We start from the raw sequence: 13,679 nt of genomic DNA, 5'->3' as shown, positions 1-13,679 counted from the left end.
TGCTTATCCTTGTTGCTTACGCAGCGCGGCGGCCAATGCGCTCACGCTGGGGTGGTCGAAGATCACAGCAGCAGCCAGCTCTATCTGCAGGTGCTTGCGGATGCGCGCCACCAGTTTGATGACCAGCAGCGAATGGCCGCCAAGGTCGAAAAAGTCATCGTGCACGCCCACGCGTTCGCGCCTCAGCACCTCTGCCATGCAGCCAGCCAGGCAGGCTTCCAGGTCGTCGGCCGGTTCGTCGGCAACGGATCCGATCGTGTCAAGCTGCTGAACCAATGCCATGCGGTCGATCTTGCCATTAGCCAGACGCGGAAACTCCGCCAGCCAGGTGAACCGCGCGGGCACCATGTGCGACGGCAGCAGGGCTGCCAGCGAGGTGCGCAGGTCGGCCATGTCGCCGATCAGGAAGGCGGCAAGATCGTGGCTGCCCTGGGCATTGGACACCGGCAGCACCACGGCCTGGCGCACACCGGGTTGATTCATGAGCGCCACCTCGATCTCACCGGGTTCGACGCGATAACCGCGGATCTTGAGCTGATGGTCCACGCGCCCCGCCAGCCGCAGGCCGCCTTGCGGCAGCACGTAAACCAGGTCGCCGGTGCGGTAAAGGCTGTCGCCCGGAAGCATTGGGTCGTCGACAAAGGCGTCGGTTCGCCCCCGGTTCAGGTATCCGGCACAAAGCTGGGCACCACCGACGTACACCTCGCCCATGGCGCCCGCCGGTACTGGCCGCAAGGATTCATCCAGCACGAGAATACGATTGTTCGTCAACGGCGCGCTCAACGGCAGCGTATCTGCCTGCGCATCTTCCGGCGTGACGGCATGGACCAGAACACCAACCGTGGTCTCGGTCGGGCCATAATGGTTGTACACCGCGCATTCGGGCGCCAATGCCTGGATTCGTCCAATCAGTGCGCGTGGAGTGGCCTCACCGCCAAGCACCAGGGTACGCGGCAGCCGTGGTTGGGCGCAGTCGAGCAAAGCCTCCAGGTGCGAAGGCACCATTTTCAATCCATCGATCCCGTGCTGCGCCATGAAGCGGCTGAAGGATTCACCGTCGCGGGTTTCGGCATCGCTGGCCACGGCCAGCGATGCGCCGTTGTAGAGGGCACCGAACAAGGCCGTGTTGCCAAGATCGGCGGCGATGGTGCTGGTCAGCCCCCAGCGCCGCACGGAGTGAAGATCCAAAGCCTGCGATACAGCCGCCACGTAGTTGTGCAAGGCGCCGTGCGTAATCATCACACCTTTCGGCTGGCCGGTTGAACCGGAGGTGTACAACACATAGGCCAGCGCATCGCCGCTGCCAGGCGCCACGACCGGCGTGGACGGATATGCCTGCAGGTCGATGCGGTCCAATATCACCTCATTTTCGGTCAGCGGGGCCGACCATCCTGGCGCGTGCAGCACCAGCACTGGCCGGGCATCCGCCAGCACGCGCGCGCGGCGCACGGCGGGCCACTCCGGTTCCAGCGGCACATAGGCTGCGCCGGCAGACCACGTCGCGAGGATGGCGAGTACCATGTCGGGCGAACGTGGCAGGTTCAGGGCCACCAGGGTCCCCGGCGCCGCGCCGCGCGATTTGAGCCAGTTGCCAAGACGGTTGGCACGCGCGATAAGTTCCGCGTAGGTCCAGCACACGTCAGACGTCACCACGGCAACGGCTTCAGGCGTGTTTTGCGCCCATTGGGCTATCTGGCTGCCCAGACTGCGCGTGCCAAAGTCGGCCTCGCGCTGCCATTGCGCCATTGTGGCGCGTTCAACGGGGCCGATCAGATCATAATCGTGGACATGCGCGTCCGGTGCCGTCAACACGGCGTTCAGCAGCGTTGAGAACTGCTCGGACAGGCGCTCCAGCACCACCTGTCCGTAGCCAGCACCATGCAGCACGATGCTGGCCGCGTTGTCGCGCCACACTACTTGCAGCGCCAGTTCAAAACCCGGCGGCGTCGGCTGCCGCTGCACCGTCCATGACGATGGCGAAGCTTCGCTGTAGGTAAAGCCGACGTGCAGCGGCGTGACAGTTGCCGCATGCTCCGCTGTCCACCCTTCCTGAGCGTCCAGGTGCTGCTCACTGCGCGCGATGCACCGCCGAATCCAGTCCGCATAGCTGTCCCCTGCAGTGACGTCCAGCAGGAACGGCAAAGTCTTCTCGTAGACACCAACCGCGCCGCGCATAGGCTCGTAATCCAGGCGGCAGTCGTGGCGCCAGCCGATTGTGCTATTTTCGCAAGCGGTCAGGCGAGCCAACAACAGCATCCACACCGACATCAGCACAATTTCAACGGAACAGCCATGAGCTGTGGCCAGTGCGTTGACTTTGCCTACCAACTCCGCTCCGATGCGCGTCTGGATCTGCAATGTCTCCGGCGATGGATGCAAGCCGCGATAGGACAGCCGTGGAGCGGACATGGGCGCGATGTCGCGCAATACCTTTTCCCAGTACTGGCGCGCAGCCGAGCTGTCAGGATCGTCTTCCAGATCCTGACGCCATTCGACGAAATCGGCGTACTGGAAGGGTTCATCGGCATGCTGCAGACTGCCATTGCACCCCGCTTCGATTTGCGCAAGCAGTGCTTGCAGGCTGGCGCCATCCGCCATCAATGCCGGCACTGTCAAGCTCAGTGTGACGGAGGTGTCATCGTGTTCGCGTAAATCCCAATATTGGGTTTCCGGCCCGGCGGAGTCCATTATCTTCTGGCGCAGGCCACGATAGCCCTCCACCTGGCTAAAGGTATGGCGCAGGACGTCATGACGCGCAAGTACCTTCGGCACTTCAATCCGCAAATCCGCAATGTCCTTCCGGGACGCATGAATCAGGACGGAGGCCTTGATGTCTCGCGCATCCACCGGCATCATGCGCTGTTCGGGCGACAGCGGCATGCTGTCATCGTGCAGTTTTATCAGTTCAGTCATTCGATTCGCCTTGTGTTGCAGGGATTTCGGCAGTTGCCAGATCCGCGCGATCGAACATCGCGCCCATGGCAACCACGATCTTGCGCGGGCCTTCAAACGGGTCGCGCGCATGGGCGGCCAGCATGTTGTCGAGCATGACCACGTCGCCTTTGCGCCATTCAAAGCGCACCGCGCAATCCTCATAGGCCTGTCCGATGATGGCCATGGTTTGGTCCGGGATGATGCTGCCGTCGCCGAAATACACCTGCCGCGGCATGCGCTCGGCGCCAACCAGCGACAGCAGGTCGTTGCGCCCTTCCTCCTCCAGACAGCTGACGTGATGCAGTTGCACCTGATTGAAGAACACCCGCTCACCGGTGACCGGGTGTGTGATCACGGCCGGGCAGCGGGTGCGCGTCTGCAGCTCGTCGTTCGGCAGCCATCGCCACTCGATGCCGGCCTGCGCCAGACGCTGCTCTACTTCCACGCGGCTGTCGGTTTTGAAGAACTCGCGCCATGGCACGTCCAGCCTGTCGGTGAAGGTACGGACGTACAGCAGGCCTTTGCGTTCGAACTCCTCCACCAATGTGGCCGGCAGGCGGCGCAGCATTTCACGGCAATCGACAATCGGCGTCGCACCGCCAACCGGCGATGGCAGTTCGCAGTAGAACCATTGCTTGCGCGGCCAGCGGTCCAGGTGCGCACTCTCGTTGTGGAACAGGATCATCTGACGTTCCGGATACGGCGTGGAGCGGTAGGTGTTACGGCCGCCCTCTTTCTTCGGCAGGTCGCCATACTGGCCATACAATTCCGGCTCAATGACCTCGGCGAAATTCTCAAACTGCTGCGGCGTGTCGAGGCCCAGGTTGCGGAACAAGATACCGCCATGACGTGCCAGCGCGCTGTCGATGAAATCGCGCTGGGTACGGGCCCACGCTACCGCGTCGATATCGCTGCTGGCTTCCACCACCAAAGGGAACTGGCGATCGGGATGCAGCAACGAGGTGCGGACCGCTGCACGCGGCGCAGCCTTGGCGCCGTCGCGTGTACCCAGCTTTTTGAGTTTTTCCAACTTGTTCAATCTGACATTGGAGGTGTCGTTCATACTGCTGTCCTTTATTGGTATCGGTGCAAAGCTGGCCAGCGCGTCGTGCGGCCGGACTGCAACTTGCGTGAGCAATTCGCGCCACTGTGCTGCCACGCCCACGATGTGGTCACGCGTGTACAGCGCGCTGGAAAATACCCATTGCGCAGTCAACCCGTCCTGTCCTTGCTGGACAAATACCGCCAGATCGAACTTGGATTGCGTGGTCGCCTGTGGTTTCAGCTCGATATGCAGACCAGGGATGTCGAAGCTGGATTCAGGAAGGTTCTGCATCACGAACAGCACCTGCACCAGCGGCCTGCGCTGGCGTCCACGCGACAAGCCGGCAGCCCCAAGAATCTGGTCAAAAGGCAGATCCTGATGTGCAAACGCCGCCTGGCTGCAGTCGTGCGTTCGCGCCAGCCATTCTGCAAAACTCTGATCCGTCTGCAGGCGTGAACGCAGCGGCACCACGTTGACGAAAAAGCCGATCAAGGCCTCCAGTGCCGGGTGGCCACGGCCGGCAACGTCGGTGCCGATCACCAGATCACCCGCACCGCTTGCACGATGCAGCAGCAACTGGAAAGACGCCAACAGCACGATGAACAACGATGTTTTCCGGGCGTGCGCCAGCCGCGTCAAAGTCTGCGTGAGTTCCGCATCAAGCTTGATGGTTAACGACTCACCTTCGGTTGACGCCAGTGCGGCTTCTCCCTGCCGGTCGTGCGGGAACGTCGATACAGCAGGTGCCTCCGCCAGGGTCTCGCGCCAGAAAGCGTGATCGCGCGCAGCGTGCGCTGCCAATTGACGGCTGTGCCAGTCGGCGTAATCAGCGTATTGAATGTCCAGCGCATCAGGTGCGGCCACGCCGGCGGCCAATGCACGGTAGCTTTCGACGAAGTCACGGATGAAGACCGACAGCGACCAACCGTCAAACGCGATGTGGTGGACTGCGAGCAGCAGCACGTGCCGGTCCGCCTCCAGTCGAACCATTCTGACGCGCAGCAACGGGCCGTGAGCCAGATCAAACAAGGCGTCGGCATGGTCCTGCGCTGCCTGTTGCAGCTGCTCCGGCAGCAGCGTTTCTTCGTTTAGCGCCACCTCGACCAGCGGCAGGATATGAGCAACCGGATCGCCATCGTCATTTTCCCGATACACGGTGCGCAGTACCTCGTGCCGTGCGACCAACGCCTGCAAGGCGCCGCGCAGCACGTCGATATCCAGCTCACCATCGAGATTGAGCGTCGCCGCCATGTTGTAGGCGCGGCGCTCCGCATCGGAGGCCATGCGGTCCACCAGCCAAAGGCGGCGCTGCGCAGGAGGCAGCTGCACGGTTCCGTTGCGCGGCACACGAGTCAACTTTGGTTCATCGCACTCGGCAGCGACCTGCTCCAGTTGCGCCGCCATATGGGCCAGCAGCGGATATTCGAACACCTTGCGCAGCGGCAGATCGATGCCGCTGGCGACCCGCAGCCTGGTTGTCATGGCGATCGCCAGCAGGGAGTGTCCGCCGATCTCGAAGAAATGGTCACCGCGGAACACCTCCTTCAGGCCCAGCACTTCAGACCAGACTTCAGCCAGCATGCGCTCTTGCTCCCCACGCGGCAGCTCGCCGCTCCGGATGGTGTTGAGATTTTCCGGCAACGGCAGTGCCTTGCGATCGATCTTGCCGTTGGCGTTCAGCGGCATCGATGGCAACACAACCACGGCGGCAGGCACCATGTAGTCTGGCAGGCCTTCGGCCAAGTCAGCTTTCAGTGCAGCGCCGTCCAGGCGGCAGCCCGACGCCGGCACGGCGTAGGCCAGCAGCCGCGCGCCGCCCTGCCCTTGGTCCACCATGACCAGGCCAGTGCCGACACCGGGCAGCGCGCGCAGACGGGCCTCGATTTCGCCCAACTCGATGCGGAAGCCACGGATCTTCACCTGGTCGTCCGCACGGCCCAGATACTCCAGTTGTCCCTGCAAATTCCAGCGTGCCAGATCGCCGCTGCGGTACAGTCGTCCGCCATCGGTGCTAAACGGATTGGCGACGAAACGGCTGGCCGTCAGTCCGGCACGGCGCAGATAACCGCGAGCCAGGCCGGCGCCCGAGACATACAGTTCGCCGGCTACGCCGAGTGGCAAGGGATTGAGCTGCGCATCCAGCACATGCAGTCCCAGATCTGGCAAGGCTTCACCAATCGGACTGCGGCCGGCGCCCAAGTCGGCGCGGGTGATGCGGCGGTACGTAACGTGTACTGTGGTTTCGGTAATGCCGTACATATTGACCAACTGTGGCGCCTCATCTCCGAAGCGGTCCATCCAAGGCCGCAGGCTTTCCGGGTCCAGCGCCTCGCCGCCGAATATCACCACCCGCAGGCCGGGCGCAGCGCCGTCGTAGAGACCAGGCGCCTGCATCAGTTGCGCGAACGCCGATGGTGTCTGATTCAGGACCGTGACGCGCTCGCGACGCAGCAAGGCAAGGAAATCCTGCGGTGCGCGGCTGATCATGAAAGGCACCAGCACCAACCGGCCGCCGTAGCACAGCGAGCCGAAGATCTCCCAAACCGAGAAATCGAAGGCGTGCGAGTGGAACAACGTCCACACATCCTGAGGTCCGAAACGGAACAGGTGCTCGCTGCCATCGAGCAGGCGTAGTACATTGCGATGCGTGAGCTGCGCGCCTTTGGGCTTGCCGGTCGAACCGGAGGTATAGATGACATAGGCCAGGTTATCCGCATGGCAGCGCGGCTGCGGATTGGCGGCGCTGAAACCGCTCAGATCCAGCGTATCGAAGGTCACAGTGTGCGCCGTCAGCGGAGGTAAATCACGCTCTGCGCTGCTGTGTGCGAGCAGCATGACGATGCCGCTGTCGGCGGCGATGTAGGCCAGACGCTCTGGCGGATAATCCAGATCCAGCGGCACATAGGCCGCACCGGCCTTCAGCACCGCCAGCATGGCGACAATCAGGTCCGTGCCGCGCCGGCAAGCCAGGCCGACACGCTGTTCCGGCCCAACGCCAGCGGCTATCAAGTAATGTGCCAACTGGTTGGCGCGGGCGTTCAAGGTCGCGTAATCCAGGCTGGCGTCGCCGTCGGTCAATGCGATTGCATTGGGGCTGACAGCGGCCCGGGCTTCGATACGCTGCTGCAGCGTGCCCTCACCTGCAAAGTAATCCCGCTGGCGCGACAGTTCGCGCAACTGCGCCACTTCCTCCTCAGCCAGCAGCGGCACTGCGCGCAGCGGCATATCCGGATCTGCGACAAGGGCTTGCAGGACCGCCAGGTAGTGATCGGTCATGCGCGCGATGGTCTGCGGCGCAAACAGCTCGCGCGCGTAGCCAAAGGCGACAGCAAGCCCGCCGTCATCCATTTCGGTGGTGTTCACGACCAGTTCAAATTGCGCCGTCTGCGCTCCCAGCTCCAACCGATCCAGCGTCAGGCCGGGTAATGATGACAGAAGTCCAAGCTTGTCGCGCTGATGGTTCAGCATGACCTGGAACAGCGGATGACTGTCGAGGCTACGGTCTGGCTGCAGCGCTTCCACCAACTGATCGAATGGCAGGTCCTGGTGCGCCTGCGCGCCCTCCACCACTGTCCTGGCTTGCGCCAGCAGCTCGCGCAAGGTGGTATGTGGTGCAGCGTGGCCGCGCAGCACCTGGGTGTTGACGAACAGGCCGACAATGCCGGCAGTGTCGGCATGATGGCGATTCGCCACCGGCGTGCCGATGCGGATATCCTGCTGCCCGGTGTAGCGGTGCATCAAGGCCTGCAAGGCTGCCAACATCGCCACAAACGGCGTGGCGCCATGTGCACGTGCGGCGTTCTGCAGTTTTTGCGCCAGGTCCGGCGTCAGTGTCACGCGGTGGTGCGCCAGGGTGTAGCCGGTGGTTTGTGCGGCGCGCGGCGCATCGGTATGCAATTGCAGTACTGGCTGTTCGCCTTCAAGCTGCCGCTTCCAGTAGGTTAGCTGCCGCTCGCCTTCTCCGGCGGCCAGCCATCTGCGCTGCCATGCGGCATAGTCGGCGTAGCTGTATGGCAGTGCGGGCAGCGCCGTGGCTTGGCCGCTCAGTTGGTCGCGGTACAGCTGCACCAATTCCTCGATCAACAGCTGCATAGACCAGCCATCCGATACGATGTGATGCATCGACAGCACCAGTTGGTAAGCCTGCTCGCCGGTGCGAATGACGGCGACGCGCAGCAACGGCCCGGCCTTCAGGTCGAACGGTTCGCGGCGCAGGTGGTCCGCCGCGGCCGCGGCGTGCTCGCCACGCGACGATTCGGCCAGCGTGCTCAGATCGATCAATGGCAACTCCAGCGCAAGCGATGGCAACACGCGCTGGTGCGCCTGACCCCGGGCATCTTCCTCAAACACGGTGCGCAGCGACGCGTGCCGCTGTACCAGCGCGTTGAAGGCGGCATGCAGCGCCGGCAGCTGCAGAACACCGCGCAATACCAGTGTTCCGGCAATATGATAGGCGCTGCCGGCGGGGTCGAGACGCCACAGGAACCACAGGCGGTCCTGCGCGTGCGACACCGTCATATTGTCGTCCGGGGCCAGCGCGGTGATGCCGGTGACGGGCGGCGCGGATGCCGTGTCAATTGACGCGGCCAGGGCGGACAACACCGGGTGCTCAAACACCTGACGGCCATGCAGACGCAGCCCAGCCTTGCGCGCGCGCGCCATCAGTTTCAGGCTGAGGATAGAGTCGCCGCCGAGTTCAAAGAAGTTGGCGTGGCGGCTGACCTGCTCAACACCCAGCAGATCCGTCCAGATCAGCGCCAGCGCGGCTTCGGTCTCGCTTTGGGCGTGCTGGAAAGCCTCGGCCTGGGCTGTCTGCGGTTGCGGCAAGGCGCGGCGATCGAGCTTGCCGTTGGCGTTCAGCGGCAATGCCGCCAGCAGCGTCACACTGGACGGCACCATGTAGTCAGGCAGGTGCTGCTTCAGCTGCGCCAACAGATGTGTGGGAGCCAGCGCAGTTCCGTTCGATGGCACCACGTAGGCATGCAACGTGATGCGATTGTCTTCGCTAGCAACGGGCAGCACTTCGGCGGCAGCAACGCCGTCCAGCGCCGCCAGTAGTGTGGCCACTTCGCGCGGCTCGACGCGGTAGCCGCGTATCTTGACCTGGTCATCGCCGCGGCCGAGGAATTCAATGGCGCCGCCCGGCAGCTGGCGCACCCGGTCGCCGGTGCGATACAGGCGGCCGCCGGCCGCGTCGAATGGATGGGCGATGAAGCGTTCCGCCGTCAGGCCGGGGCGGTCGATATAGGCACGCGCGACACCGCGCCCACCCAGATACAACTCGCCGGCCACGCCGGCCGGCACCGGATTCAGCTCGGCATCCAGCACCCATGCCTCGCTGTTCGGCAGAGGCAGTCCTATCGGCAGCGTGGCGCCGCCATCGAAGCCGTCTGCGGCCGCATGGGTCAGGATGCCGACCGTGGTTTCGGTGGGGCCGTAGTGATTAATGACGGCGCATCCCGGGCGCAGCGCGCGCACGCGCTTCAGCAGCGGCGGCGAGGTGGCTTCGCCACCCAGCACCAGCCGCTGGCGCGGCAGCACATCTTGCGCCTGTGCCGCGTGAAGCAACGCTTGCAGGTGGCTGGGCACGACCTTCAGAACGTCGATCGCCTGCTCACGCATGTAGGCGGCAAAGCGGTCCGGATCGAAGGCCCGTTCGCCGCTGATCAGATGCAGTGTATGACCGCCGCACAGCGCGCCGAAGAACGTTGTGTGGCCCAGGTCCGCTGCTACGGTGGAAACCATGGCCAATTGCGCGCCCGGCGCCGGCAATGCCAGCTTGCTCAACACGCCTTGGACATAGTTGGCCAACGCGCCGTGGGTGACCAGCACGCCTTTGGGCTGGCCGGTGGAGCCGGAGGTATAGATCAGATAAGCGCCCTGCCGCGCATGGACCGTTTGCGGTGCGATGCCGCTGTGCGGCGTCTCATCCGATGCATCGAGCGACAGCAGCGGAACGGCGGTATTCCAGACCGCATCACCTGTGCTCAGCAACAGCACGGCGCCGCTGTCTTTCAACTGCCACGTCAGCCGTTCCTGCGGCAATGCCGGGTCCAGCGGCACGTACACACCGCCGGCTTTCAGCACCGCCAGCACGCCCAGCGCGAAAGCACAACTCCGCTCCGCGTGCAGTCCGACCCTGCTCTCAGCACGAATGCCACGCGCGCGCAGCATGTGCGCCAACTGGTCGGACTGGCGGTCCAGCTGCGCGTAATCCAGCGTCTGTTCCTCATGACGGACGGCCGTGCGCTGCGGATCGATGGCAGCCGCGCGCCGCCACAAGGTCAGTACGTCGGAGGCGTCAAAACTGTCGCTGGCGCCACGCAGGCGGGAAACTGGCCCGGGCCACTGAAGCGCCATTGGCGTAATTTCCTGCTTCGCCACCAACTGGCTGGCGAAGTCCCGCAAGGCGGTCGCCAGGCGCGCCACGGTGGATTCATCCAGGATGGCGGCATCGTAGACCCAGCGCGTGGCAATACCGCTGGCGTGGTCGGTGAAATCGAGACTCAGGTCAAAGTGGGCCGGTCCGGCCTGGATTTCTTCCGGTGCCACGGCCTGGCCGCCGATGGCCAGCCCGCCCGGCACAGCGGGCAGTTCGGTGCACTTGACCTGGAATAGTGGGTGAACGCCGGGCCGCCGTTGCGGCTGCAACACATCGACCAGCATGTCGAACGGTACATCGCTGTTGGCCTGCGCTTCCATCACCGCCTGGCGTACCTGCTGCAGCAGATGACTGAACTGCTGGCGTGGATCGATCCGCGTGCGCAGCACCGTCAGGCTGACCAGGTAGGCGATCATGCCGTGGGTGGAGGCATGCTGGCGATTGGCGGCCGGTGCGCCAACGCGCAGGTCAGCCTGGCCGCTGACGCGGTATAACAGCGTTTTGAACAGCGCCAGCATCACCATGTACAGCGTGACGCCTTGTGTACGGGTGTATTGGCGCAGCGCCACGCTGAGTGCTTCAGGCCAGACCTCAGCATGCACGCCGGCCAACGCGGCGCCTGGCGACGCGCCCCGCGGCCGGTCCAGCGGCAAGCTCAGTGTTTCGTGCTCGTCGCCCAGACGTTCGCGCCAATAGCCGATCTGCCGTTCCAGCGGCGCCCCTTGCAGTTGCTGCCGCTGCCAGTGTGCGAAGTCGGCAAACTGGATCGGCAGCGGGCGCAATGGCGTGGCGTGGCCGCCCGCGTGCGCCGCGTAGGCGGCCGCCAGTTCGCTGATGGCGATCTGCAGCGACCAGCCGTCGACCGCGATGTGATGAGCAGACAGGATCAACTCCGCCCGATCGGCGTTGCGCAGCAGTGTGGCGCGGAATGGAAGTTCTGCCGCCAGGTCGAAAGGTGCGCTGGCCAGGGCTTGCGCCGTAGCGGCGGCGTCCCCGTCCGCACCGATTTCCTGAACCGCCAGCGCAAATCGGCTGGCTGGCGCAATCTGCTGCGCGGGTTCGCCGCTGGCGTCGGTCACGAAGATAGTGCGCAGTGGTTCATGGCGCTCCACCAGATCCTGCAGCGCGGCCCGCAAGGCAGGCAGTTGCACGTTGGCTGGCAGCGGCAGGCGGACTGCAAGATTGTAGGCCGGATTCGCAGGCGCCAGCGCCCACGTCAACCACAGGCTGCGTTGCGATAACGACAACGGCAGCAGAGCCGCGCCGTCGCGCGGCAGCCGCGTCAGAGACGAATCTGCTTCGTCAGCGGCGCCAGCCAGGAGAGCCCGCAGTTGCGCAGCGCAGCTTTCCAGTACCGGGAATTCAAAGATCAGACGCGCCGGGAATGCGACGTTCCAGCGCTGCGCAGCCAGCGCCGCCGCCTGCACGGCGGCCAGTGAATTACCACCGGCGACGAAGAAATGCGCGTCTCGCGCCAGCGGTGCTGCGGCGCCCAGCACCTGCTGCCAGATGGCAGCCAGTTCACGCCCGACCTCATCTTCCGGCAAGGCGGCGCTGGCTGGCGCCGTGGTGCCGGTCGCACCATCCTGGAAGCTGCCATGTGCGTAAATGGCGTACGCATCCAACGTGCCATTCATCCAGCCGTGGCGACAGGCGCCGCGTTGCAGCTTGCCGCTGGAGGTCTTGGGCAAGGCGCCCGGCTGCAGCAACAGCGCCACCGATACCGGCTGGCGGCACACGGCGCTCACCGCCTGACTGAGCGCATCCACCAGCGCCTGCGGCGGCACCAGCTTCTGCAGGCCACGCGACACCTCCACTGCCACGCCGACGCCTTCCCCGCCATGCGGCAGGGCGACCGAAAACGCCGCCACCCGCCCCTTGCGCACCGCCTCCACTTCGCTCTCGATGGCGCGTTCGATGTCCTGCGGGTACAGGTTCTGGCCGCGCAGGATGATCACATCCTTGATGCGTCCTGCGATATACAACTGCTGCCCATGGAAAAAGCCCAGATCCCCCGTACGCAGCCAGCGCGCGCCATCACGTATGGTGATGGCCGCTGCCGTGGCGTCGGCACGCTGCCAGTATCCCTGCGCGATGCTCGGCCCGGACACCCAGATCTCGCCAACGCGCGCGCTGTCCAAGGTGTCACCAGTCTGCGGATCAACGATCGCAACCCGATGGGCCGATGGCACCACGCCGCAGCCGACCAGCAGTTGACCGTCGGCGTCTGGGCGCGGCTGGCCGGCAGCCACGCTGCCGGCGTCGAACGCGCAAGCGATCAGGCCCGCGCCGCGCTGGCCGCCGCTGACCAGCAGCGTTGCCTCGGCCAGGCCGTAACAAGGATAGACTGCGCCGGCATCGAAGCCGCATGGCGCGAAGTAATCGATAAAAGATGCCAGCGTGTCGTGCCGCACCGGCTCGGCGCCGGAAAACGCTACGCGCCAGCTGGACAGGTCCAGGCCAGCGAGTTGCGCCTCCCGCACGCGCTCCAGGCACAAACGGAACGCAAAGTCGGGGCCACCGCTGATGGTGCCGCGGTGGGTGGAAATCGCCTCCAGCCAGCGCACCGGCCGCTCAAGGAAAAATGCGGGACTCATCAACACCACCGGAATCCCTCGGTGGAATGGCTGCAGCAGCCCGCCGATCAATCCCATGTCGTGGTACAGCGGCAGCCAGCTGACGAATACATCGTCTTTGGTGATCGCCATGGCTTCCTCGATGGCGCGTTCGTTGGCCATCAGGTTGGCGTGGCTGACCATTACCCCTTTCGGCGACGAGGTCGAACCCGAGGTGTACTGCAAAAAGGCGACATCGTCAGGTTGCGGCGCATATGGACGCCAATGCGGCGCACGCAGAACATCGACAGCGTCCACTGCCAGGGTAAGCGCAGCGCCAAAGATGCGGTGCTCCTCTAGCAATGCCAGCACCGCGCTGCTGGCCAGCACGCAAGCGGCTGCGCAGTCGGCGGCAATACCGGACAGGCGCGCCAGATGCTGCTCGCGCACCGACTCCGGCGGGAACACCGGCACCGCCGTCACACCCGCATACAGGCAGGCGAAGAAAGCCACCACGTAATGTTCGTCATTATCGAGCACCAGCAATGCGCGGTCGCCGGGCGTCAGGCTGGCCTGCAGTTGCGCAGCCAGGGCGCGCACGCGCAGATCGATCTGGGCGTAGCTGAACCGGCGCTCGCCCTCACGCCCGACCGCAATCAGCGCGGTCGCATCCGGACGCTGGTCTGCCAGCGCCCTCAGTTGTTCAACCATGCTAGCCGGCGCCTGCAGGGGAATCTGGATCGGTGAATTCATCGTCGCTTAC

Annotated in this window: 2 protein-coding genes; both read right to left on the bottom strand. The window is 64.5% G+C overall.

Features of this window, described 5'->3' with window-relative positions; translation table 11 throughout:
- Positions 1 to 3: 3 nt before the first annotated feature.
- Positions 4 to 2,913, bottom strand: a complete 2,910-nt coding sequence (locus ABDW57_RS19625; RefSeq protein WP_343731864.1) for an amino acid adenylation domain-containing protein — start codon at positions 2,911 to 2,913, stop codon at positions 4 to 6.
- Entirely contained in the window at positions 2,906 to 13,627 is a 10,722-nt protein-coding gene (locus ABDW57_RS19620; protein ID WP_343731863.1) for an amino acid adenylation domain-containing protein, read from the bottom strand. Before ABDW57_RS19620 ends, ABDW57_RS19625 begins: the two co-directional genes overlap by 8 nt.
- Between the last annotated feature and the right edge of the window lie 52 nt (positions 13,628 to 13,679).

The organism is Duganella sp. (genome assembly GCF_039595735.1).
Lineage (GTDB): Bacteria > Pseudomonadota > Gammaproteobacteria > Burkholderiales > Burkholderiaceae_D > Rugamonas.
Note: the sequence above shows the minus strand (reverse complement) of the source record. Positions and strands in the feature narration are given on the sequence as shown.

Coding starts and splice junctions, on each gene's coding strand:
- ABDW57_RS19625 (WP_343731864.1), bottom strand. CDS start 2,913: ATGACTGAACTGATAAAACTGCACGATGACAGCATGCCGCTGTCGCCC.
- ABDW57_RS19620 (WP_343731863.1), bottom strand. CDS start 13,627: ATGGTTGAACAACTGAGGGCGCTGGCAGACCAGCGTCCGGATGCGACC.